Source organism: Alteromonas sp. G4i13 (assembly GCF_054960505.1).
In genome coordinates this window covers 72,198-97,825 of record NZ_JBHNYX010000004.1, presented here as the reverse complement: position 1 = coordinate 97,825, position 25,628 = coordinate 72,198, and the positions used below count along the sequence as shown (strand labels likewise).

At 44.8% G+C, this 25,628-nt stretch carries 17 protein-coding genes; 7 read left to right on the top strand and 10 right to left on the bottom strand.

Annotated features, from left to right (window positions below; all coding sequences use genetic code 11):
- The 7 genes from ACFI6J_RS02905 to ACFI6J_RS02875 form a co-directional block, all read right to left on the bottom strand.
- Positions 1-978, bottom strand: a complete 978-nt coding sequence (locus tag ACFI6J_RS02905; protein ID WP_049586514.1) for a transposase — start codon at positions 976-978, stop codon at positions 1-3.
- Between the two features lie 314 nt (positions 979-1,292).
- Positions 1,293-2,189 carry a hydroxymethylglutaryl-CoA lyase gene (locus ACFI6J_RS02900; RefSeq protein WP_278344244.1) on the bottom strand — a complete coding sequence of 299 codons (897 nt, stop codon included), beginning with the start codon at positions 2,187-2,189 and terminating at the stop codon, positions 1,293-1,295.
- A gap of 4 nt (positions 2,190-2,193) precedes the next feature.
- Positions 2,194-4,212, bottom strand: coding sequence for an acetyl-CoA carboxylase biotin carboxylase subunit (locus ACFI6J_RS02895; protein ID WP_278344228.1), 2,019 nt, complete (start codon positions 4,210-4,212; stop codon positions 2,194-2,196).
- Entirely contained in the window at positions 4,202-5,002 is an 801-nt protein-coding gene (locus ACFI6J_RS02890; protein WP_283619547.1) for an enoyl-CoA hydratase/isomerase family protein, read from the bottom strand. Before ACFI6J_RS02890 ends, ACFI6J_RS02895 begins: the two co-directional genes overlap by 11 nt.
- 11 nt (positions 5,003-5,013) lie before the next feature.
- The gene (locus tag ACFI6J_RS02885; RefSeq protein WP_061485641.1) at positions 5,014-6,621 is read right to left on the bottom strand and encodes a carboxyl transferase domain-containing protein; all 1,608 of its coding nucleotides are present in this window, start codon (positions 6,619-6,621) and stop codon (positions 5,014-5,016) included.
- Between the two features lie 256 nt (positions 6,622-6,877).
- Entirely contained in the window at positions 6,878-8,047 is a 1,170-nt protein-coding gene (locus ACFI6J_RS02880; RefSeq protein WP_049586522.1) for an isovaleryl-CoA dehydrogenase, read from the bottom strand.
- Positions 8,044-8,451, bottom strand: a complete 408-nt coding sequence (locus ACFI6J_RS02875) for a MerR family transcriptional regulator (protein WP_014949161.1) — start codon at positions 8,449-8,451, stop codon at positions 8,044-8,046. The genes ACFI6J_RS02880 and ACFI6J_RS02875 overlap by 4 nt, the downstream gene beginning before the upstream one ends.
- 352 nt (positions 8,452-8,803) lie before the next feature.
- Here ACFI6J_RS02875 and ACFI6J_RS02870 point away from each other — a divergent pair, with 352 nt between their 5' ends.
- The 4 genes from ACFI6J_RS02870 to ACFI6J_RS02855 all read left to right on the top strand — a co-directional run bounded on the left by ACFI6J_RS02870 (position 8,804) and on the right by ACFI6J_RS02855 (position 13,978).
- The gene (locus tag ACFI6J_RS02870) at positions 8,804-9,979 is read left to right on the top strand and encodes a thiolase family protein (RefSeq protein WP_462585688.1); all 1,176 of its coding nucleotides are present in this window, start codon (positions 8,804-8,806) and stop codon (positions 9,977-9,979) included.
- Positions 9,980-10,074: 95 nt separating this feature from the next.
- Positions 10,075-11,217 carry an alpha/beta hydrolase family protein gene (locus ACFI6J_RS02865; protein WP_278344230.1) on the top strand — a complete coding sequence of 381 codons (1,143 nt, stop codon included), beginning with the start codon at positions 10,075-10,077 and terminating at the stop codon, positions 11,215-11,217.
- Positions 11,207-12,442: a kynureninase gene (kynU, locus tag ACFI6J_RS02860; RefSeq protein WP_278344231.1), complete on the top strand. Its 1,236-nt coding sequence runs from the start codon at positions 11,207-11,209 to the stop codon at positions 12,440-12,442. The genes ACFI6J_RS02865 and kynU overlap by 11 nt, the downstream gene beginning before the upstream one ends.
- A 132-nt stretch (positions 12,443-12,574) precedes the next feature.
- Entirely contained in the window at positions 12,575-13,978 is a 1,404-nt protein-coding gene (locus ACFI6J_RS02855) for a diguanylate cyclase (protein WP_341456442.1), read from the top strand.
- A gap of 19 nt (positions 13,979-13,997) precedes the next feature.
- Here ACFI6J_RS02855 and ACFI6J_RS02850 read toward each other — a convergent pair whose 3' ends face one another.
- Together ACFI6J_RS02850 and sbcB are read right to left on the bottom strand one after the other, a co-directional pair.
- Positions 13,998-15,653: a DUF342 domain-containing protein gene (locus tag ACFI6J_RS02850; protein WP_278344233.1), complete on the bottom strand. Its 1,656-nt coding sequence runs from the start codon at positions 15,651-15,653 to the stop codon at positions 13,998-14,000.
- A 128-nt stretch (positions 15,654-15,781) separates the two neighbouring features.
- Complete coding sequence (gene sbcB / locus ACFI6J_RS02845; RefSeq protein ID WP_278344234.1) at positions 15,782-17,212, bottom strand: exodeoxyribonuclease I; 1,431 nt, start codon at positions 17,210-17,212, stop codon at positions 15,782-15,784.
- A gap of 241 nt (positions 17,213-17,453) precedes the next feature.
- Between sbcB and ACFI6J_RS02840 the strand changes: the two genes are divergently transcribed.
- The 3 genes from ACFI6J_RS02840 (at position 17,454) to ACFI6J_RS02830 (ending at position 23,053) form a co-directional block, all read left to right on the top strand.
- The gene (locus tag ACFI6J_RS02840; protein ID WP_462585685.1) at positions 17,454-21,236 is read left to right on the top strand and encodes an ATP-binding protein; all 3,783 of its coding nucleotides are present in this window, start codon (positions 17,454-17,456) and stop codon (positions 21,234-21,236) included.
- A 149-nt stretch (positions 21,237-21,385) separates the two neighbouring features.
- Entirely contained in the window at positions 21,386-22,453 is a 1,068-nt protein-coding gene (locus tag ACFI6J_RS02835) for an isoaspartyl peptidase/L-asparaginase family protein (protein ID WP_371341964.1), read from the top strand.
- Positions 22,454-22,633: 180 nt separating this feature from the next.
- Complete coding sequence (locus tag ACFI6J_RS02830) at positions 22,634-23,053, top strand: CBS domain-containing protein (protein ID WP_014949170.1); 420 nt, start codon at positions 22,634-22,636, stop codon at positions 23,051-23,053.
- 190 nt (positions 23,054-23,243) lie between these two features.
- Here ACFI6J_RS02830 and ACFI6J_RS02825 read toward each other — a convergent pair whose 3' ends face one another.
- On the bottom strand, positions 23,244-25,562 hold the full coding sequence (locus ACFI6J_RS02825) for a phytase (protein ID WP_371341965.1): 2,319 nt from the start codon (positions 25,560-25,562) through the stop codon (positions 23,244-23,246).
- Positions 25,563-25,628 lie beyond the last annotated feature (66 nt).

Sequence of the window (25,628 nt, the reverse complement as noted above, 5' to 3'; positions counted from 1 at the left end):
TTAGTCAAAGCATATCGCTGCCGAAGATATTTTGGCCATTCGTTTTCTTTTAGTATTTGCTTGGAACTTCCGCATAGATGAACCGTCTCCTGCCGCGACTGAAAACACGTTTTCGAAATCACTGATAATGTGATGCCAATGATGTTGGCATACACCAAGAGGTTTTACATGTTGAATGGGTCTCGTTTGAGCGGCTATCGAATCGGTGTTGCGCAACAGTTGGATTGACTGGTTAAGAAGATCGCAATAGTCATTCAATGTGAAATCTAAGCCGCGAGTGTTTCTACATCGTTGGTGGCTCTTTAATGGCATTAACCCTTTTATTGTCTTGTTTTGTGAAATACTCGTGTTCAATCTTTTATTAATGCTTGTGTGATATGAGTCTTGTAAGCCCGTTGCGACCTTTGCGCGTATAGGGTTTAAGTCAACATATGCCATACATGAAAGTAGAGCTTTTTCTGTTAGCAATGCTTGTGAACGGAAGCGACCTTCCCAAAATCTGCCAGTACAATCGTCCTCTTCGTTTGCTTTTCTCGCAATATACTCGTTTAAATTTCTCATGAACCAGCTTATGTCGTAGAGCCTTTTTCTATACACATCAGCAGTACTTTTAACTGTCTCATACTCACTTTCGCTCAAGATCTCGCCCTTCATAAACTTTTGAGTAAGTACGGTTCCTTTGTGCATTTTATGCCATTGATGTAACACAGTTTGTAATGACCATGAGAGCGCTGCCTCTTTATTCACGCATAAAACGATATGGACATGGTTACTCATAACAGCGTAAGCACAAATATCTATCGCGAATACCCGGCTCAAAAATAACAGCCGTTGTTCTACCCACGATTTTCGATGCTCGTAACTAACTCTATTGTTTCGGTCGTACCCGCAGAGGTAGCTACGGCGCACGCAGCGAGATATACAATGATAGTAGGGTGTATCTTTTAAACTAATGAGGGATTTTCTGCTTTGAGCCATGTTAGATAAATGCAAGGTAATTAGTCATTGTGTGACCTTAGCATTGTGAATATTCAGTTGTGACCTGACCGATGGACTTGTTTTGTTCTAGAAGAGACACCCAACGTAAGACTTTTCGCTGAAAAGTAATGAATATTTGAAGAGACATCCATTGCAAAGCGAACTAGCTGAGCGTGAAAGAATGTATTTTTGAGTTTGTGCCTATAAACTTATAAAGACACCCATTACATAAACGGTGATTTAAAGTGAGACTTCACAATTAGGGTGGGTGTCTTTCTTAGAGGGGGCGCATTGCCGCATCCCCCATCAGTTTTTTATTTTGCTAGAAGCGCATTAGCTGCTTTCGACACGGGAGAGCGGCCTAAAAGTTCTGAAATGTAAGAAGACGCTTTTAACAATTTCGCCATGTCTATACCTGTTGATATACCCATACCGTTCAACATATATAGGACGTCTTCAGTTGCAACATTCCCACTTGCGCCTTTGGCATACGGGCAGCCTCCAAGTCCTGCAACAGCTGAATCAATGGAAGAGATGCCATATCCAAGGGCAGTGTATAAATTCACTAGCGCTTGTCCATAAGTATCATGGAAATGGGCGGCAACTTTGCTGACATCAACCTCATTTAAGACGTCATCTAATAGCAGTTTTGTAGACATTGGTGTACCTACGCCGATAGTATCGCCAAGGGATACTTCGTAACACCCCATGTCAATAAGTTCCTTACTCACCTGTGTAACGGCACTAGGTGAAATTTTACCTTCATAAGGACACCCCATTACGCACGAAACGTAGCCCCTCACTTTGATTTTGTTTTCGCTTGCCAGGTCAAACACAGCCTCGAAACGCTTTAAGCTCTCGCTTATAGAGCAGTTAATGTTCTTTTGTGAAAAGGATTCAGAGGCAGCACCGAATACTGCAACCTCTTTCGCACCCGCTTCAATGGCTGCTTCCAAGCCCTTAAGGTTGGGTGTCAATGCAGAATAATGAATCTTGTCTTCGGGGCTAAGCGCCTTAAAAACCGCATCCGAGTTTGCCATTTGGGGCACCCATTTGGGTGATACAAAGCTTCCTGCTTCGATACGGTTAAGGCCAGTTTTAGAAAGAAGTTGAATAAGTTCAATCTTTTGTTCGGCGCTTAAGGCCAGCTTTTCATTCTGAAGGCCATCTCGAGGACCTACTTCAACAATACTCACTTCTTTAGGAAACATCACATCAAACCTCGGCAGCTTCTTTAGTGGAGAACGCCAACAGTGTTGCGCCACCGTCAACTAGTTCACCGGGATTGAAAAAGAACTCTTCCACTGCACCATCGTGCGGGGCAATGATGCTGTGCTCCATTTTCATCGCTTCCATAACTAGTATAGGCTCGCCTTTTTTGACCAACACACCCTTTTCGACCAAATGCGCCACTATGGTTCCGTTCATCGGGGCACTGAAATTAGCGTCGCCATTATCATCGTTATCATCACCAAGAGATGCTGAGATTAGGCTGAACTTAGCATGGGTGTCTTTGTTGAAGAGTGTAAACACGCCATCATTATCTGAATACGTAAATGTTGATTTGTACCCATTAATTGTTGCATGCAAAGCACTATCTACCAGCTTGCCTTTCACGTTATAGGAATTGTCTCCAACAGATAGCTCCCAAGCATCTTCAGTCCCGTGACGCTGGTGTTTGACCCCAACATGCACTTCTTCTTGGTTGCAAAGCAATGCAAGAGTTTCTGTGTGATTTGCGTTAGCGCGCCACGCACCGGCGGTTGACCAAACAGATGGGGTTTTATCGCTTCTAGAAACTTTTCTATTTAAAAGTGAAAGCAATGCCATCACAGGAATATTTACTTGGGTGTCATCGCTAGCTGCATCCTCACTTGTCGCGCTAAACAACGAATCATGGTGTTTCTCCACAAACGTAGTTGTAAGCTCAGCGGCAACGAACGCAGGGTGTGTTGCGACACGCTTTAAGAAGTCGATGTTTGTGCTTACACCGTCAATATAGTAGTCACCCAATGCACTAATTAAGCGTTTGAGCGCTATCTCACGGTTCTCTCCCCAAACCACAAGCTTGGCAATCATTGGGTCGTAAAAAACGCTTACCTCATCACCTTCAACGACACCTGTGTCAACGCGAACTACGTCATTTTCTTTTGGTGTGCGTAACAGGCGCAGCGTGCCGGTAGAAGGTAGAAACTCGTTGTTTGGATCTTCAGCATAAATGCGCGCTTCGAATGCGTGTCCTGTTAAGGTGAGTTCATTTTGTTGTTTAGGAAGGGGCTTTCCTTCGGCAATAGTTAATTGCCAGTGAACCAAATCCTCACGGGTGATCATTTCTGTCACAGGATGCTCTACTTGCAAGCGTGTATTCATTTCCATGAAGTAAAATGAATCGTCTTCATCAAGTAAAAACTCAACCGTTCCCGCACCTACGTAGTTAATGGCTTTCGCCGCGAGTATCGCCGCTTCACCCATTTTTTCTCTCACTGACTGAGACATATTGGGGGCAGGGGCTTCTTCAATAATCTTTTGGTGTCGGCGTTGAACCGAACAATCACGTTCAAAAAGGTATACGCCGTTACCATGGGTGTCACAGAAAACTTGAATTTCAACATGACGAGGGCGCGTCAGGTACTTTTCAACCAGCATATGGTCGTCACCAAAGCTCGCCATAGATTCACGTTTGGCTGCATTTAATGCTTGAGAAAACTCTTTTTCACTCCACACTTGGCGCATGCCCTTACCGCCACCGCCAGCAGCGGCTTTTAATAGAACTGGGTATCCCATTTCATCGGCAGCGCCTTTTAATACCGCTTCACTTTGATCGTCGCCGTGATAGCCTGGAACCAAAGGAACACCAGCTTTTTCCATAATGTGTTTGGCGGCAGACTTAGAACCCATCGCTTCAATTGCAGATGCTGGTGGGCCTACAAAGATAATATTGTTTTTGGCGCATAGATTCGCAAACTCAGCATTTTCTGAGAGAAAGCCGTAGCCTGGGTGGATAGCGTCTACACCAAGCTCCTTTGCTTTTTCAATGATCAACTCGCCTCGTAAATAACTTTTCTTCGACGGAGATGGCCCTAGATAAACAGCTTCATCAGCCATTTGTACATGAAGGGCATTTTTGTCGGCGTCAGAGTAAACGGCGACTGTCTTTATACCTTGAGCGTTGGCTGTCTTTATAACGCGGCAAGCAATTTCACCACGGTTTGCAATTAGTAATTTATTTATCATTCTTAACCTCCACCCATGAAGCACTGCGCTTTTCTAAAAAGGCTGACAGACCTTCTTGACCTTCTTCAGATGTCCTAACTTGTGCGATAAGTTTGCTCGTCTTTGTGAGAAGCGCATCGTTAATCTCTTGCGTAGACACCCATTGCACTAAGTCTTTTGCTTTCGCCACTGCTTGGGGGCCGTTTTTCAGTATGTTTGATAAAATATTGTCGATAGTGCTATCGAGTTCGTCTTCTGTTACTGATTCGCTCAAAAGTCCGAGTCGTCTTGCTCTGCGCGCAGAAAATACTTCAGCGGTCTGGAAGTAGCGTCGGCATACTCGTGCGCCCATAGCTTCAACCACGTAAGGGCTGATGGTTGCTGGAATAAGGCCAATTTTAACTTCACTTAAGCAAAATTTACTGAGCTTGCTTCCAATAGCAATATCGCAACATGCAATTAAACCAACAGCACCGCCAAAAGCTGCACCTTGTACTCTTGCTATCGTGGGCTTCGGCATTTTATAAAGCGTCTGCAGCATGGTTGCTAATGCAAGTGCGTCGCTTTCATTTTGCGCTTCGGTATAACTGGCCATTTTTTTCATCCAGTTAAGATCTGCCCCGGCACTGAAACTTTTACCTTCCGCTCGTAAAATAAGCGCGCGAATGTTTGCGTCTTCACCCGCTTTTTTAAAAACGCGAGTAAGCTCGTTTATCATTTCGTCGTTAAAGGCATTATGTTTTTCAGCTCTGTTTAAAGTAACAGTGGCAATGTTTCTTTCATCTACGCTGTAAATCACTGATTGTTCCATTACCTGCACTCCTACATTCTAAATATGCCAAATTGGGTGTCTTCGATAGGCTTATTAAGTGTCGCTGAAAGCGATAGACCAAGCACTAATCGAGTGTCCGCAGGGTCGATAACACCATCATCCCAAAGCCTTGCAGACGCATAGTATGGATGCCCTTGTTTTTCGTAAGTGTCGATGACAGGTTGTTTAAATGCCTTTTCCTCTTCTTGGGACCATGACTCGCCTGAGCGCTCTTTTTGGTCGCGCTTAACCTGGGCGAGAACGCCTGCAGCTTGTTCACCACCCATTACAGAGATTCGAGCGTTTGGCCACATGAAAAGGAAGCGTGGGTCATAGGCTCTGCCGCACATGCCATAGTTGCCTGCACCGAAACTGCCGCCGATAAGGACAGTAAGCTTTGGTACATTCGCACATGCTACAGCGGTTACCATTTTTGCACCGTGTTTTGCGATACCGCCGTGCTCGTATTGCTTACCGACCATAAAGCCTGTGATGTTTTGCAAAAATACGAGAGGGATTTTTCGCATGGCGCATAGTTCGACAAAATGCGCACCTTTGAGCGCGCTTTCACCGAAAAGTATGCCGTTGTTAGCCACAATGCCTACAGGGAAACCGAAAATGCGTGCAAAACCACAAACTAAGGTTGTGCCGTAAAGCGGTTTGAATTCATCAAAATCTGAATCATCCACAATACGCGCAATGATTTCTCTTACATCGTATGTCTGACGACTATCAGCAGGCACAATGCCGTATATTTCTTTGATGTCGTAGCGTGGAGGTTTTACCTCGGCCACGTCCAGGCATTCTGGCTTCTTTCTGTTTAGTCTAGAGACAGCATTACGCGCTAATGAAAGTGCGTGGTGGTCGTTGTTAGCGAGATGGTCGGCAACACCCGAAATTCGAGTATGAACGTCACCACCGCCAAGCTCTTCTGCGGTAACTACTTCACCTGTTGCAGCTTTAACAAGCGGTGGGCCGCCTAGAAAAATAGTCGCTTGTTCTTTAACGATAATGCTTTCATCAGCCATGGCGGGAACATAAGCACCACCGGCTGTACAGGAACCCATTACTACCGCAATTTGAGGAATATTCTTAGCAGACATATTCGCTTGATTAAAAAAGATGCGTCCAAAGTGCTCTCTGTCTGGGAATACATCATCTTGACGGGGCAAGTTAGCGCCACCTGAATCTACTAAGTAAATACAAGGTAGGTTATTTTGCTCTGCGATAGTCTGAGCGCGAAGGTGCTTTTTCACGGTAAGGGGGTAGTACGTCCCGCCTTTTACAGTGGCATCGTTAGCTACAATCATACACTCGATACCTGCAACAATACCGATACCGGCAACGACTCCGGCACAAGGTACATAGTCTTCGTAGACTTCCCATGCTGCCAGTTGGCCTATTTCCAGAAAGGGCGTGTCTGGGTCAATCAGTGCGTTGATTCGGTCGCGAGGTAGAAGTTTCCCTCGAGACACGTGGCGCTCCGCCGCTTTTTCACCGCCACCTTGGCAAATTTGTTCGATTTTTTCGAGGAGATCATTTACCTGAGCCTGCATGTGTTCAGCATTTGCGATAAATGTTTCAGATTTCGTATTTATACTTGAGCGAAGAACGGGCATAACCCCTCCTTGTGTTGGGCCTAGGCGACGGCTGTCGCGTTAGCCACTAGTTAGCAAGATGATTAGCAAGACACCCATGCTAAGCGCTTTCGCTGCGGTGGGTGTCTTTGCAATTCATTAGCCTATTAATAAAGTTCAGCTTTTCTAAATCTAATTAAAATGGAGTAGGGTGGGTGTCTTTCTAACTTCTGGGACACAGGGAATGCCTATGCTTTCCTTGTTTCAAACGAAGTTTGTTTCCACCCAGAACTCCGTGTTATTTCGATTCGTTAAATAGCTCGCGGCCTATAAGCATTCGGCGAATTTCAGACGTTCCTGCGCCAATTTCATAAAGCTTGGCATCACGTAATAAGCGACCTGTCGGATATTCGTTGATGTAGCCATTACCACCAAGTAGTTGAATGGCATCTAATGCCATTTTGGTTGCTAGTTCCGCTGAATAAAGGATAGCGCCTGCAGCATCTTTTCGCGTTGTTTCACCGCGATCGCATGACTGTGCAACGGTGTAGACATACGCGCGTGCGGCATTCATTTGCGTGTACATGTCAGCTACTTTGCCTTGTACTAGCTGGAATTGACCAATTGATTGACCAAACTGCTGACGGTCGTGAATGTAAGGTACTACGATATCCATGCACGACTGCATAATGCCTAGCGGGCCACCTGATAAAACAAGGCGCTCGTAATCTAGGCCACTCATAAGTACGCGAACACCTTCGCCTTCTTTGCCAAGAATGTTCTCAGCTGGTACTTCGCAATCTTCGAAAACTAATTCACAGGTATTAGAAGAGCGCATACCTAGTTTGTCGAGTTTCTGTGCGCGGCTAAAGCCAGGGAAATCGCGCTCTACGATAAACGCTGTGATCCCTCTTGGCCCTGCGTTAGGGTCGGTCTTAGCGTAGATAACAAATGTATGTGCATCAGGACCGTTCGTGATCCACATCTTGTTGCCGTTTAGAATGTATTTGTTGCCGCGTTTTTCAGCTTTTAACTTCATACTAACAACGTCTGAACCTGCATTGGGTTCACTCATTGCCAGTGCACCAATATGCTCACCGCTTACTAACTTAGGTAGGTACTTTTCACGCTGGGCATCATTACCGTTTTTAAAGATCTGGTTAACACAAAGGTTCGAATGCGCGCCATAGCTCAAACCGATACCACCTGACGCGCGGCTAACTTCTTCCATTGCGATAGTATGCGCAAGGTAGCCCATATCAGAGCCACCATATTGCTCTGAAACAGTAACGCCCAATAGGCCCATATCACCAAGTTTTGTCCACAATTGGTTTGGGAATTGGTTGTCTGCGTCTGCTTGTTCAGCAAGAGGAGCAATCTCATTTTGTGCAAATTGATAGACCTGATCACGTAACATCTCGATGTCTTCGCCAAGTCCAAAATTTAAAGTAGGGTAGGAGGTGTTCATGCGATATTTCCTCGTTTGAGTTCTGCGAGTTCTTCACGGCAACGTGCTTCAACATCATCCAGTTCAGTCATTAACATCTGGATGTCTTCTAGCTGCTGTTTAAGCACCGCTCTTTTCTGTTCAGTCATTTCGAGCATGGCTTCTAACTGAATAGCCGAATTGGGGTTGGTGTCGTACATGTCGAACAGTGTTTTGACTTCAGCAAGGGAAAATCCTAGTCGTTTTCCTCGCAAGATCAGCTTTAAGCGCACTCTATCTTTGTTCAGATAAACGCGATTTTGTCCCGTTCTTGACGGTGACATTAGGCCTTGTTCTTCGTAAAAACGAATTGAACGAGGAGTAATGTCAAACTCTCGAGCGAGTTCGCCTATTGCATATGTTGTTTCGTCGTCGTACTTGCTCATTACACGTACCTTGTATTTCAGCGCTGTTTAACACCCTTGTTTTAACGTGGGTGTCTTTGTAATTAAATTCTCTGTAGTAGGTTGGGTGTCATTGCAATAGCACTATCGTTTTAAGGTAGATGGTTTTATATACCGCTATATTAAAACGTAGTGTTTGGTTGACACATACTTAGTACAGGTTTACGTTAACGTTAATTACATTTTACGTTAAGGTAAAGTAACATTTTGCTAACGTCAATTTTTCATGGTGAAGGCAAGACGTTGTAGCTGTTAGGGGTGTTTACTTTTGTATACATCTACGTAGCTTTCTTCACTTAACTCTATAATTTATATGAATTTTAAGGGCACGGTTATGAGTAACGAATCAGTAGTTATTGTCGCGGCTAAGCGCACACCAATGGGTGGTTTCAACGGTAATTTGTCTTCGCTTGCTGCGACCAAACTTGGAGAAGTTGCGATTAAAGCAGCCTGTGAAGAGATGGATGTCTCTGTAATTGATGAAGTCATCATGGGGTGTGTATTACCTGCTGGTCTTGGTCAATCTCCAGCGCGACAAGCGTCACTGGGGGCGGGGCTTCCGCTAAGTGCAGGTGTGACAACTATCAACAAAGTATGCGGGTCGGGCTTAAAAGCGGTAATGATGGCCCACGACTTAATTAAAGCAGGCAGTGCGACAGCAGTCGTGGCAGGCGGAATGGAAAGCATGAGTAATGCGCCATATATGTTGCCTAAAGCTAGAACTGGATATCGTATGGGTCATGGTCAAGTGCTTGACCATATGATGTTAGACGGTCTGGAAAATGCCTATGACGGCAAAGCAATGGGCTGCTTCGCACAGGATACTGCTGATGAAGAAAATATTTCTCGCGGTGAAATGGATGAGTTTGCTCTAAGCTCGCTTTCCAAGGCACATGAAGCAATAAACAGCGGAACTTTCGTCGATGAAATAGTACCCGTGACAGTCTCTTCTCGTAAGGGCGATACCGTTGTTGATACCGATGAAGGCCCAGGTTCCGCTCGCCTAGAAAAAATTCCAACACTAAGACCGGCTTTCAAAAAAGACGGTACAGTCACGGCTGCTAACTCAAGCTCAATCTCTGATGGTGCAGCGGCACTGGTTGTAATGAGCGAAAGCAAAGCAAATGAACTTGGTCTAGCACCGCTTGCGCGCGTGGTTGCTCACGCTACAAATTCTATTGAACCTGAAAACTTCACCGTTGCGCCTGTTGGCGCTATGGAAAAAGTGCTGGATAAAGCAGGTTGGACGAAAGAAGAAGTCGATCTTTTCGAAATTAACGAAGCATTTGCCATGGTAACCATGTTGGCTGTCAAGAAGCTTGGACTAGATGAAAGTAAAGTAAACGTAAAAGGCGGCGCTTGTGCGTTGGGTCACCCAATTGGAGCCTCTGGTGCACGCATTTTGGTAACACTACTTCACGCGCTTAAGCAACGCGGTGGTCGCAAAGGTATCGCATCTTTATGTATTGGTGGTGGTGAGGGTGTAGCGCTTGCCGTTGAAATGCTCTAAGCCACTATAGATAGCTAATATGTAAAATATTTAATCACGGAGCCTAATCACATTGATTTCGCTCTGTGGTTCAATATAAAGAAAGATACAAAAGCATGAAGACAGTGACTTACGTTATCAATTCTATAACCCTTGCGGTTGCGCTATCCACTTTAACGCTTGTTGCGAAAGTCCAAGCTGACTCATCGTTTTCAGTAAACTCGACTTACGCAGACACCCACGGTAACAATGGCACTCACTACGAGGAATCACGTTCTTTATCGAGTAATGAAGACACCCACGATGACTTAACTCTGTCTGCGCTTCACGAAATTCAATCAACCGTTGATGGTTCTGACGACGCTGTTTCGGAAGACACCCACACTAACGAAGAAAAAAAGACTTCGGATAACACCCATGCCAACAGTGCCCATGCCAACAGTGAATCGTCAGCTATCTACCCCAAGAAAATAAGCCAGGTACCTTATTCAGCGTTGGGTGTCTTGCCAACAAGCGAAGCTGATGAACAATTCAGCTACGGCGATGACCTACTACAAACTATTTATACTTGGCATGGACGTTCGTCTACGAACGAAATGTACGCTGATAAAGCGTTAATATTTATTCACGGTGGGTGTTGGCTTAATGCCTACGGTTACGAACACGCGAAAGGGATGTACCATGCTTTAGCAGAGCTTGGGATGGGTGTCTACGTAACAGAGTATCGGCGCGTAGGTGATGAAGGTGGTGGCTGGCCCGGTAGTTTAGACGACGTGACACAAGCAATAAGTACAGCCTTAAAACGAATAGAGAACGAAGGGCGCTACACCAACATTTACATTGCGGGGCATTCTGCTGGTGGGCACTTAGCTTTGCTTGCTGCGCAACGCCTATCTTCGTCATCCTTGAACTTATCGCGCGCAAACATAAAACGGATTATCGGGTTAGCGGCAATTACGGACATCCAGTCCTATGCCATGGGCCATAACAGCTGCCAGTCGGCTACAGCGAAATTCATGAATGGAACGCCTGAAGATGTTCCAACCGCATATCAAAGGGCGACACCACGCCCAACCCATGGCAGTTTGCCAATTACACTACTCCAAGGCGATGCTGATAGTATTGTGCCAGCACGCCACGCTGTATTATCTGGAACCAACCAAAAAATAATTAAAAATGGTGGCCATTTCGATTGGCTTCACCCTGAATCAACATCCTTTGATGCTTTACTTGAGGTTATTAGTGAACATGATGAATAAGGTTTTTTCAGCTGAACAACTTGATATTAAAGATCCACTCCGTGACAAGGCGCAGGCATTTTCGCTTCCCGCTAATACGGTCTATTTAGACGGCAATTCGCTAGGGCCTCTGCCTAAGGCAGCGAAACAGCGAGCTGACGACGTTGTCAATGAACAGTGGGGAAAGGGGCTCATTTCAAGCTGGAACAAGCATCAGTGGATCCATCTACCTCAAATAGTGGGTGATAAGATTGGCGGCCTGATTGGCGCTAAAAGTGGCCAAGTTGTTTGTTGTGACTCCATTTCTATTAATCTGTTTAAAGTATTAAGTGCGGCGTTGAAAATGCACCCAAGTCGCAAGGTAATAGCGACTACCCGCGATAATTTTCCTACCGACATATACATGGTGCAAGGCCTGCTTGACTTACTCGGCAGCGATTACAGTATTCGCTATGTTGACGAAGCATGTATTGGATCACAGCTAACTGATGATATTGCCGTACTGATGCTGACACAGGTAAATTTCAGAAGTGGCAACAAACTCGATATGCAAATCATTACCGAGCAAGCCCACCAAAAGGGCATTTTAACTTTGTGGGATTTAGCGCACAGTGCTGGAGCATTTCCTGTCAGCCTAGACGAATGTAATGTGGACTTTGCAGTCGGCTGTACCTACAAATATCTAAATGGCGGCCCTGGCGCGCCAGCGTTTATCTATGTCGCTAAACGACATCAAGCACAGTATCAACAACCTTTGTCTGGTTGGATGGGGCACAGCTCGCCTTTCTCATTTTCTCCTGATTACGCTGGCGACAATTCCGTGAAGCAAAACTTGTGCGGTACGCCAGGAATTATTGGAATGAGCATTTTAGATGCGGCATTAGACGTATTTGAAGATGTATCACTTAAAGCTATTGATGAAAAATCCAAAAAGCTACAGGCATTTTTCATCGCTGAAGCCAAGCGCGCAGGCCTTCTGGACAAGTTTTCCATTGTAAGCCCCAGCATTGATAACCGAGGTAGTCAGCTTGCTTTCGCGCACGACCACGCTTACGCCATTTGCCAAGCGTGGATCGCTGAGGGGGTGATTGCAGATTTCCGTGCACCAAATATTCTGCGAATAGGTTTTGCTCCATTGTATTTAAGTTTCATCGGTATTGAAAAAGCGGTGGCAAGCTTGACCAAAATTATGAATGAAAAGCGTTATGAAAACGATGAGTTTCAGCAAAGACAGAGCGTTACCTAGCTGAAAAGCGAGATTATCAGCTAAATAATTGCATTTTTTGAATTTACGCTTAATACTTCGCGGTTGTCATCGATATCTTCACATGTTTTGGGTGTGCAGTTGAAAAAAATAAGAAAATATCTGCTTTGTACCATGTTGTTTGTAGGAGCGAGTTGTTTTAGCGCGCTCCTACAAGCAGAAGCTGGTCAAAAGGCGGCATCTGAACAATCTAATAATGTAACGTACTGTATAGATCCTAACTGGGCGCCTTACGAAGCAATCAGAAACGGTATCCATGTGGGGATTTCTGCCCAATATATGCAGCTTATTGCTGAAATATCTGAGTTAACGTTTACCCTAGTGCCCACTGAGAGCTGGCAACAGAGCCTAGAGTACGTTCAGCAGGGAAAGTGCCAAGTTATCCCCATGCTAAATACTTCCGACTATCGAAAGCAGTTCCTCGACTTTAGTGTGCCGTATTTTGAAGCGCCCAATGTGCTGGTGGCTAAGTCTGGAATGCCAATGATACAAGGCTATGCTGGAGTGGGAAATCGAGTAGTAGGGATTGTTCAGGGTTATCGCCAAGTTGAATATATTTCACGTCACTATCCGGGGTTACGTTTAAAGCTTATTCCGTCTGAAGAAGAAGGGCTAAAGCAGCTGGCGAATGATGAGTTTGATGTAATGGTGGGCTCATTAATGAGCGTGAATATGCACATCAATAATTTGAAGCTGAAAGACCTCAATATTGTTGGTTACGCCGAGCCCTTCGACTCATTAGCTTTTGGTGTGAACAAAACCTATGGCCACCTGGTGGACAAGCTTAACTTTGCCATTGAGCGTATTCCAGAAACACGAAAGGTAGAAATTTATAAGCAGTGGAACAATGTCCAAGTTCGCTATAGTCGTAACTATGTCATTATGGTTTTGAGCACCGCAATTGTCATTTTAGTTTTCTTGCTTTTTACTTTTAGAAATAGAAACATTAGCGGCTACAAGCGTATTATTAACCAGAAAAACGAGGAAATAGGTGCGTTACAAGCAACCTTGTTAGAAAAGAACAAGACCCTTGCTTTCTTGTCTGCTCACGACACGGTAACGGGGCTATATAACCGCAATCATATGATCCAGCGTGCGGAAGAAGAAATCTCACGTTTCCATCGATTTCACACTACGGCTTCGTTAATTGTTATCGAACTAACCCCTGTAAGCGATGACAGAGATTCAATTGAGCCCTCGGCTAAAGAAGAGGCGCTAAAAGCCGTGGCAACGAATTGTCTAAATACCGTTCGAGAAGTCGATGTTGTTTCGCGTTTTAGCGGTGAACAGTTCATTATCTTGTGCCCTCAAACCGAGTTAAACGCAGCTAAAAACCTTGCAGACAGATTGTTAGACTGCATTTCTACCCATCACTCGCTTGTCGAGAGCTTTAAAACGGCCATGGGTTTATCTGAGCTCAGGGAGTCTGAGGAATTCACAGAGTGGTTTGAACGCACCATGAAGGCACTGTACCAGTCAAAGCGCCAAGGGTATGGCAACGTAACTGTGGCACAGTAACTTCAGTGAACTAGTTAGGTCAAATTAAAGGGTCGTAGTGCCATTGGTGCGAATCGTAACGAATTTGCGCCCTGTCGTATTCTCGCTCAGAACGCCAGTTACGGTTATTAAGCTTCGCCGATACTCCGGGATAAAGACGTTTGTTTGCGATAAGTTTTATATCTGACTGGTAGTTTTCTTTTGCTGCTTTGACGTCGTTGGCTTTGTTTTCAAGCCACTCCAGCAATGCGCTCTCATTGTTAAAAAGCTCTAACGCTTCAGCTACTTTACGTTGAAGCTCTTTAGGTACTTTCTTACCTTGAATAAGGTTAATTTTTTCTTTGTGTTTAAGATTGTTTTCGCGAATTTGCTTCAACAATTCATCTAAAGAGTCTTTGCGCTCTAACAGTAGGTTAAAGCCCGGGCTAAAATCAACTTTCAACGTACTGCCAGATACAGCGCCTAAAGTGCCAGCTTCAACGCGATCTTGGCTGATAATGTCACAAGCAAATAGATTTCCCATGGGCTTATCAATTTGTCCAACTATGACTGCGCCGCCGCAACGCAGGCGGCTATACGCCAACTGACGACCAACGGTAATATTACCGCTACATTGAATATCAATGCCTTGACCGTGTTGAACGTGGATACTGCCGGCTGCGACTAGTTGGCATTGGAATTCACCTTGGGTATCGTTAACTTTACCCATCGCGCCTTCGGTAATGATGATGTCGCCGCCAGACTCGATATACGCCGACTCCACAAAGCCGTTAATGGTTACATCACCAGCGGCCTTGATTTGCATTTTCTCTGTAACATCGCCGTTTACCAATACTGCACCTTCGTAATTCACGTGCCCAGAGCCAACGTTCACGCCGCTACAAATGAAGGTGTCGTCGATGTTCATTATCTGGTCTCGGTATTTTGGCATACCAGAAATTGCAGACATTAATAAATTGGCGTCGCTGTCGGACACCACGGTGCCGCTGCCCATTTTAAAGTTAACCCATTCGCCCGCAACGGCTGGAATTTTATTCCCTTTGATATCGAAGCCAGAACGGCCCTGAGTTGGCTCGGTTCTTCTCAGCACTGGCGTGTTCACTTTAACGCAAATTACTTCGCCTAAATTACGCATGTCCACGCGCTCGCCATCACCCGTCTGGGGTTTTAACACCCTTTCAAGTGCGTTTGGTACCAGGGGAATAAATTTTGAGTTTTTGCCATTTCTAGCTGGTAGGCCCTTCGCGACAATTTGCTCTAGTACTGTGCCTGGAGGAGACTGCCTTGCTTGGGTAAGCATAGATTCAATGGTTTTGGTGCTTAAGCCACGAATGATTCTGTTTTTTACTGCTAGAGATTTAACGGTACTTAATGAGGGAAGTTTACCGCCATAGGGTGTGGTCAGCACAAGGTTCGCCTGCATCCCATCCTCGGGAATGCGAAATTCAATTTCAGCATTTTTGCGCTCGCCAATGCGTTCCTGAATGACAGTGCTATCACCCGTCTTAAAATAATGATTAGCTGTATCACAGGCCGACTTTAACGCTTTTTCAGAAACATACAGCCGCTTAGTTTCACCGCTCTCTAGTTGCTTTCTTATTTCCCTACTATCAACTTCTGACGTGAAATCAGACGGATTTAACTGTAAGTTAATGTAGGTTCTTGATTTATCGAAGCTTATTGTTACGCCATTCATAACTTCTTTATTCCCTTGCGCACGTGTATTCTTTTTATCGGCGGCATCTATCGATTACTTGACGTTGACTTGTTCTCGGCCTATCTATTTTTTTCCATCTACTAATTTAAGGCGTTCTAAAACGCCCGTCAAAGGTTTTCGGCATATTGGTAAAGTGCGCGTAATATGGCCTGCTTCTCAGGATTGTCGCTGTGTTCATGCGCCAATGATTCCAACCGCATCATATAGTTTTCTAATGTGATTGAGCCGTGAAAAGCTGAATCAGTCAAGCGAGCTTGGCGATGATGCTGCCACCTGGTCATTTCATCTGCGGTCAGTGTATTAGGATAATTTCTAGCGCGGTATCGAAATAGCTGCTTTCTGAGCCCTTCGTGCTGTGTTTTTTCACTCAGAGTGGCTAAATCATCGGGCTGTGCTTCAATTACACGCTCACACCACCTTCTGTCTTCGTCATTAAGAAACCCACCACTATATAGCGCGTGATCTATATCCAGTTCACCACTTTGAATGTCGTCATTATAGACATCTACGATTTTAGTGGCGAGTTCGGGCATACTGGCAAGTACTTTGTAATTGTCTAAGCAGCGCTCGCGATCCAGTCCTAGTCGTGCGGCATTGTCTTCTGTCATTGCTTTAGCTGTGGTAATAAACGGCGAGCGGTTGACGTGAATGAGCTTAAGCCCTGGTCTTTCTAACGCATCGTCAAATGTATCTGCCGGGGCATAAAGCGCCTGTCTAATCTCTTCTGGTGTGTCATTCACTAAACTGTCAATGTCATGCGATAAATCAATAGCGATAAATGCATTGTTGTTGGTTGGGTGCTTTGCCACAGGCATAACCCAAGTGCAACAGCCTTGAGAGGCTGGGAGTTTAGACGAGATATGAAGCAATACCGATGGTTTAGTGAGATCAATTTGCTGCATAACCGTGTGTTTACTGCGTAACGACAGCGTATAATCGAAAAGGCGAGGCTGCTTTTCTTTTATCAGTTTAGCAAGGGCTATTGTGGCGTAGACGTCACTCAAAGCATCGTGAGCGTTTTCGTGGCCAATATTATTAGCTGCAGTTAACGCCTCAAGTTTAAAGCTTGGTGCACCATCTTCTCGGCGTGGCCAATTAATACCATCGGGTCTCAGCGCATAGCACGCTCGCGCTAAATCGATTATATCCCAACGGCTATTTCCATTTCGCCATTCACGTGAATATGGGTCGTAAAAGTTTCTATAAAACAGGTAGCGGGAAACTTCATCGTCGAATCGGATACTATTAAAGCCCACACTACAGGTATTTGGCGTCGACATTTCCTGATAAATTCGCGCGGCGAAGTCAGCTTCGTTAGAACCGTCGCGAATGGTTTGCTGCGGTGTTATGCCGGTCACCAAACACGCTTCTGGATGTGGTAAATAATCATTCGCAATGGCGCTCATGATATTTATGGGTTTACCAATCACATTTAAATCCATATCAGTTCTTACTGCAGCGAATTGGCAGGGGAGATCTTTTTGTGGGCTGGTGCCAAAGGTTTCAAAATCGTGCCACAAAAATGTAGGTGCGTGCATAACCACTATTGCGATGTTAGAGAAATATTGATGGCAGTGTACACCGCGAGAAATTGAATACCAAATGCTGGCGTTAATATGAACAGTGATTTATTTGTTAGCCATCGGCATGACTTAAAAAAACGCGTTAATCATTGTCTTTTTTTGAGTATTTTGCGTTTTGATGTATCGCGCGAAACTTGCGCATTAACAAAATGATGACTAGCTTTAAGTTATCAAAATTTATACGGATATTGCCTGTTTGTCGTTCCTTAAATCCAGTTCATCCATCAGTGAAGCTAAGAGTACTTTAGGCTTAGCGTTAGTACTTGCAACAGTGCTTGTTGTACTTGTTGTTGGTTTGTTCGAGAGTAATATCAAAGCGACGGCTGAATCTCAAACTTTCACGGCATTAGAAGAGAGTGCCGCCAGTGCTGAAAATGCTGCAAACTCTCAGGTGAGAAAGTATATCAATGCGCTTAACTTCCTACATCAGACTCCACCTATAAGCGGCATCGTCCGCGCGACTGAAAATGAAAATCTAGACCCCAAAGACGGTACGACGTTGGAACAGTGGAAGCAGCGACTAGAAACGATTTTCGTTGCTTTTATCGAAAATAACGAAGAAGTCGATCAATTAAGGATCATTCAAGCCAATGAGGATGGAAATGAGTTTATTCGGGTGGAAAGAAACGGGGGAAGTGTTTTAGTAGTTAAGGACAACGATTTACAACCTAAAGCAGCGAGAAGTTACTTCATAGAGAGTGTTAAGCGCAATAAGGGCGAGTTTTATATTTCAGATATCAATTTGAATCGTGAATATGGGAAGCTCGAGTTTCCTTATAAAAGCGTTATTCGCCTTTCTCTTCCAATCTTCAGCAGCTCTGGTGAGCGTTATGGTTTTATAATCATGAATGTAAACGCCCAGTTTCTACTGTCGCAAATGGAACAAACGCTCGTCGGCAATCAATTGCTATTTGTTACCGACAGTGAAGGCTTTTTTGTCAGTCATCCAGACAGTGATAAGTCCTTCTCCAGAGATTTAAATCCTATGGTGAATTGGGCGAGCGAATTCGAAAGCCCTTCGAAAATAGGTAGGGCTAAAATTAAACAGACCGCACAGGCAAACTCATCTTTGTATACGGTCACTCGTGCTTTTACGATAAATGGAAATCAGCAAACCGCCCCGTTTTTTCTTCATACGGCATTGTCCCAGTCAGAAGTGGCAGCCCTTATCAATGAGAAGAGGATTAGCGTTTACAGTGTAATTGGGGTAGTTACGCTAATTTTTGTAAGCGTTTTACTATTCGTACACCGAAGTAACAGTAAAAACATTGAGCTTGCTAAGGTGCGGGGTGAGTCCGTTGCTATTATCGCTATATCTAAAGATGCGATTTTTAGCGTAGATTCTGCTGGCGTGGTGAAAAGTTGGAATATGGCAGCGGAGTCACTTTTTGGGATCCCAAGCCAGCTTATTTTAAATCATCACTATTCGTCATTTGAGCAGCTTTCTCTATTAGGGCTTGAATCGGTTCTCACCAAAGGCGGAAAGCAAAGTACCTTTACAACCCCCTACATCGATGACGAAAAAGAAGAGCACACGCTACTCATAACCGCATCTACCATTTGGGGTGAACAATCACAGTTTTCGGGTGTTGCTGTTGTAATTCGAGATGTGACCGACGAACGAAAGGCAAAAGACGCGATAGAAAGGGTAAACCTGAAGCTTGAAGAAAAAGTGGTAAGCAGAACGAAAGAACTTGTTGAAGCTACGCAAGAGGCGCGAAAAGCGAGCAGTGTTAAAAGCTCTTTTATTTCCAATATTAGCCATGAAATGAGAACACCGTTAAACGGGGTAGTTGGCTCCTTGTCGCTACTTAAGCGTCAGCCCCTTAATGAGAAAGCTGAACAGCTTGTTTCCATGATGGAAATTAGCTGCAACAATCTCAGTGTGCTGATTAACGACGTTCTCGACTTGTCTAAAATTGAAGCGGGCAAGCTTGATATTAATAATCAATATTTTGATCCGCTTGCACTTATCGAGTCTATCGCCAAGGTCTTTGCCGTTAAGGCAGCTTCTAAAGGGCTACAGCTTCTTGTTGACACAACAGGTCTTCCCCCGGTGGAAATAAACTCAGATCCACACAGAATCAACCAAATTCTTAGTAATTTATTGAACAATGCTATTAAATTCACTGAAGAAGGGCATATAAAGCTACAAGCATCGTTAAGTGATGTAGATGCTGGGACACAACAGCTTCATTTCAGCGTATGTGACACGGGCGTAGGGATAGCACAAGAAAATCAGCCCAAATTGTTTACCGCGTTTACGCAGGCTGATGCATCTGTTGCTACCCAATACGGAGGTACCGGACTTGGCTTGTCTATCTGCAGGCAATTGAGCCAGCTTATGGGAGGAGACATTACGTTCAATTCTGAAGTTGACATAGGCAGCACCTTCTCATTTTTTGTTACTCTTCCTGAAACAACTTACGACAGCGCGTTCGAGCATAAAATGGCGGTGGAAAACGAAAGTATGCTGCTTAACGGGATCACAATTGGTGTTTCTGCAAGTTATCCACCTTTAGAGGAAAACATCTGTTGTTTAGCCTTACACGTCGGTGCAGAGCCGCAAGTATTAGGTAAGCATTCTGAGTTAGGAACAGTACCTTGGACGCAATTTAATGCCATTATTGTGGACGAGGCCAGCTCACTCATTCGTGAGCTAGATGATATATGGCAGGCACAAGCTGCCACTAAAGACGCTGGTTCGTTACCTGTGGTTTATATTCTTCAAAAACTAGAAGGGACACCTTTCCACTTCAATCACCTTGTGCCGCTTTACTTGCCAAAGCCATTATTCAGGTCGAGTTTTGCAATTGTCCAACAAGGGTTAGACGCTGCGCTGTCGGGGTATACATTAAACCAGTCAGATATCTCATTAGGTAAAGGGAAAGCTGAGGACATCTCAGACGATGAAGGGGCAGCAGACGATACTGAGCAGCAATTATCTATTGAGAATGCCAACTTACTGATAGTTGATGACAATATGATCAATCGCGAGGTGGCGAAGGGAGTGCTGGAAAGTTTACCTGTTAAATTGTTTACCTGCAGCGATGGTGAGGAAGTTGTGGCGTTCTTGACGAAATGTGAAAGCAAAGGCCGCAGAATTCACAGCATATTGATGGATTGTCAGATGCCTAATATGAATGGTTATGACGCTACCCGAGCCATACGAGAAGGTAAGGCAGGAGCGATGCACAAAGATGTACCTATAATTGCTATGACAGCCAATGCCATGCTCGGCGAAAAAGAGAAATGTTTAGAGGCAGGTATGGACGACTTTGCGACAAAGCCTGTCATGGCCGATGTACTTATTCCTAAAGTGAAACAATGGTTAGTACATCAAATAACGGCATTAGCAAGTGCAGAGCTTAACGATACTGATACGAGGTCAGGTACCGGAATCACTGCCAGCGAACCTCCACTGGTTGACAGTTTGTTGAGTTCCATCTCAAAAGAAATGGACTGCGACACGCTATCGCATTCAAGAACAGAGGCTCAGTCAAGTAAAGAGTCTGAAGTAGAAATAGCCCCCACGTTACAGAATGCGAAAATAGCTAATGATATCGCCGCTCGCGAGGGCTCGGAGAAGGAGGCTGAAATTGATAACGTCAATCAAACTCAAGCTGATGAAAACAATTCAGAGGGGCTTGATGGATGTTGGGAAAAAGACGATGCCATTGCTCGGATAATGGGCGATAAAGCGCTATTTTCTCGTGTCTGCGACCTGTACTCCAGAAGCGCGCCTGACAAGCTTAAATTACTTCAGCAGGCTGTTGATAGTCGAGACTTCGAAAAGGTTCAGGTGCTTTCATTGAAGCTCCAAGGTATGTCTGCAGATATTGGTGCCGTACAGTTACAACGAGACTTTGAGAGCTTATGGGAATTGTCAAAGGCGAAAAAGTGGGAAGACGCTGAAGCGCTACTCCCTTCCATCACCGATGATCTTAATACTTTCTTAGAGATCCTTGAGGTAGCCTAGCCTACCTAAGCTAATTGTGTCATCTTACGTCTAAGGTCGCGTAAAAATCGCATCAACAGATGCGCGTTGAATTGATTCTAGAAATCTGTCGTCAAACCATCTCACAGATTATGCGCGCACGTAAAACGTAGCTATTAGGAGTAAAGCTTTTGAACCTATTTCGTATTTTTCGCCAGCCCAATAAAGTTCGACATGCACTTTATGCAATAGGCGCGCTTGCTGCGTCGTTTGCCATTACGAGTGTTCCCGCAATAGCGGATGATTCCAAACAATTAGGAAAAACACCCGTAGCTATCGCTATTCATGGCGGTGCAGGAACCATTTTAAAATCATCGATGACGCCAGAAAAAGAAGCGGACTACAAAAGAGTATTAACCCAAGCGGTGCAGCATGGCTACGCCTTGTTGCAGAAAGGCGAAAAAGGTGAAGTGGCGGTAGTAGAAACCATCAAAATTCTTGAAAGCTCGCCTTTGTTTAATGCTGGCATCGGTGCGGTATATACCTTCGACGGTGAGCACGAGCTTGATGCGTCGATAATGCACGGCGGCAGTAAAAATGCAGGTGCTGTTGCGGGGGTGAAAACAATAAGAAGCCCAATAGAGGCTGCGTTATTGGTAATGAATGAATCTCCACACGTTATGCTTTCTGGGAGAGGCGCTGAAGATTACGCAAAAGAAAACGGCCTTGAACAGGTAGACAACACCGTTTTTGATACCGAGTTTCGCAAACAGGCTTTAGATAAAGCGAAAGCACGTATGCAGCAGGTCTCGAGTGGTTACGGTTCGCAGCAAGGCAATGAGCGCTTTGGCACTGTTGGAGCCGTAGTATTGGACCAAGAGGGCAACATTGTCGCGGGAACATCCACTGGCGGAATGACGGCTAAACGGTATGGACGTATTGGAGACTCGCCTGTTATTGGAGCGGGTACCTATGCCGACAATGAAAGCTGCGCGGTATCGGCCACAGGACATGGTGAATATTTTATTCGATACAACGTGGCAGCAGATATTTGTGCGCGAATGAAGTACCAGGGTTTAACGTTAAATGACGCTGCGAACACTGTAGTTAACGACGTACTAGTAAACGCCGGTGGCGATGGCGGTGTGATTGCTATTGACGCTAAAGGTAACGTCGCTATGCCGTTCAATTCTGCGGGTATGTACCGCGCTAGCATCGACATAAATGGTGAAGTGAAAGTGGCAATTTACAAAGACTGATCACTGAAAAACTATTTGTTATTTTAATGTTAAATGTGCTGGCTTGTATGCAACGAAACGTCTAATCTTAAAGTGTGGGGGAAAATTGCTTTCACATGTGGTTAAAAATAATTGAAGTGCCGTAACGCCAATTAAGTCGCAGTATCGGTCACATTAGGCGCCACGGTTGGAGAATTGAAAATGGAATCGTTGCAAGTCAGTGATTATATGAATACTCACCCAGTGAAGCTTAATGTCGATATGCCCGTTGCGCAGGCTGTCGAAGTGTTATTAGCCAGTGGGCAGAGTGGTGGTCCGGTACTCGATAGCAAAGGTAGAGTGGTGGGCTTTTTGTCTGAGCAAGACTGTATCGCTCAAATGATTGCGTCAAGCTACTATCGCGAACAAATTTGTAGAGTAGGGGAAATCATGAAAACCCCTGTGATTTCTATCAAACCTTATATGTCGGTAATAGAGTTAGCGCAGTTGCTGTTAAAGGAAAAGCCGAGAGTTTACCCCATTGTTGATGATGACGGGGTACTGTTAGGCTCAATTAATCGAACGGCAGTGCTACGGGCTATTGATGTTCAATTGAATGATGGATACCAGCGAGCGGGTTAGACGTTGTTTGGGATAACGCACTTTTATTTAGCTTGGTAGGATTTAGTGCTGCAGGTAGCGTAATGAATGAAGATGCGGCGCTGGGTTAGAACGGCCAGAAGCTAGTGCGACGCCATGCATTTATCATATACCAGAAAGGAGGCGTTAACTTGCTTAACGCCTCCTTCTTATTTACTTTTCGTATTATTCGTTACATGTGTGAGTGGTGTTCACGCTTGGCGCTCGCTAATTTTCTGATCGCATCTTTAAGTGAAGCACCAGCAACTAGCTTAAAGTTTTGGGTCTCGCTAGGCATGACGTTTCTTCCATCTTGTACTACCCAAAGCCCTTCGGTGAACCTTCCTCCCAAGTTAGCGTTGGTTACATCAAGCCCATCTGTTTCCGACACGCCGTCAATTTGCGTGGCTTTATCTGCCGTAATTTGAACAAGCCCCATCAGTTCCAAGACTTCAGGGTTCTCAGTGTGTACGTGATAGATAGCATAGCTGTTATTACCCTGACTAGATGCGATTAGGTAAGTTTGTGAATCTACATCAAACAGAGCCAGCCCTTCAATATCAGCTTCTACCGGGGCTTCTATCTCAGCGATGAACTGAGGCTGATTGCTGTTTGAAGTAATATCCAAGGCCCAAATCCCAGCACCTTCCTCACCTAAGTATGCCGTGCTCGTTTTAGTATCCACAACACATCCTTCTGGCTGTGAGGGCAGTGAAAAGGACTGTGTTAAATGTCCATCAACAGCTTTGTCTGGGGAGATAGACACGCTATATCGTTCGAAGCGGCCACTGGTGTCGTTAGCAAATACATGAGCTATTCCGCCTGACACAAACAGACACATGCCGTATATATCATTGAGTGTAGTGCTTATGTGGCCAAGTTGAGTCATATGACCGCGTTTATCTATTTCAAATACAGACAAACTGTTATTCGACCGGTTTGATGCCACTGCGATATCGATAAGTGGCGTATCGCTTTGCTGAGCTTTGGTTTCTGCCACAGATACCTTGTATCCCACATCAACGTTATTCACTCTGCCAACAGGAAGGCTTTGCACTAGCTTGCCGGCTAAGTCATAGCTATTTAATGCGCCTTTTTTGTCGGTGCCGATTATGCGGCTTTGTGAAGCGCTGTGCGAGTTGACCCAAATGGCTGGGTCGTCAGCAGCGTCGCCATGATTTTCCACTGGGTCAGTTTCAACATCGGGTTTAACCTTGATAGTGAGGTTTGCATGTTGGGATGCGCTGTTATTTGTATATGCCTTCTCCATGTGATTTTCTTTTGGCGAGGTAGCTTTAAAATCGGTGCCGCATTGTCGATGAAGTAAAGCTGCGCTTAGTTTTGAGGGAAGTTCGGCAGAAAACACGTCGCCTGATTCATCATCATCAACAACAAGAGAAATGTGTGTGCCTTCTTCACTTAACGACAGGTGAACGAATTCAGGCTGAATAGAAGTAGACCTGTTGTTTGCTTTTAACTGGCGAGCTGCTGAGTTACTTTCGTTCGCCGTATTTATTAGCGAGACAAATTGCGTAAGACATGGTGCTTTGAGCCATACCCCGCTGGCATCCGGGCTTACCCAAGCAGCGACATCTTTGGCATCTTTTTTTGTCGAAGACAGGGTGGCTACACCTTCAATGACAACATCTTTACCGTGAAAAATAAGGGTTTTTGCTAGCTCACTTTCAATGTTGGTATTTAATTGCCACACACCGGCAAATTCGTCAGCAAGGTATAGCGTTTCGGTGGTGGCATTTATCGCGCAACTTTTAATGCCTGGACCTATCGCAAAGTCTCTAAGCGATAAAAAGCGCCCGTTGTAAAATTCATACTGATTCAGTGTGCCGGTCGCATCGATATTAACAATTTGCAGTTCGCCAGCGCTTGATGTTGTAGCACAAATGGCTTCAGAACCTTTGGTCAATTGAGTTTGCGGTTGATCAATCTCAAGAGACGCGGCGTTAATGCGATACACCTCTATGTACTGGGTGTTGTTATTGAACACTACTAAAGACACCCATTGTTTTGAATTAGACTCCACAACTTCAGCATTTGCTAAGGTGTAATGTCCCGCAATGAAGTGTTTTTTTCCTTCAGAGTTACTTAGTGAAATACCCTTATGTTCGTTAACATTAATGTTGATAGCGTGGGTGTCATCGTAAACTTTATGTTTGTTGTTGGCGCGGGCGTCCTTGCTAGTGTTGTTAGTATGGGTGTCTTTGTAAGCGTCTTTGTAAGCGCTTTTGGTGTTAGAATGGTCGACGTGCGTTTGGTAGTGCAGAGTTAGGCCTAAACCATTTTTTAGCTTTGTTAGCGGTAATGCGATGCCTTGGCTTTCTGCTTTTACTAGCTGGCTTTCGCTGTGCGCTAACTTGATATTTGCACTGGTATCTGCGCTGGTATTAGAATCGTGAGAGGCTGCGCAACCGAACAACGTCAAAAGTGCGCTTGAAAGTGCCGCTGTGGTAAATGTGGTTTTAAAAACTGTTTTGGTGTGACGCTGATTGGTCATTGTTGTTATTGTCCTGAAACTTACTGAGATCAAACCATGCATGGCGCATCGACTAAAACATGGCTT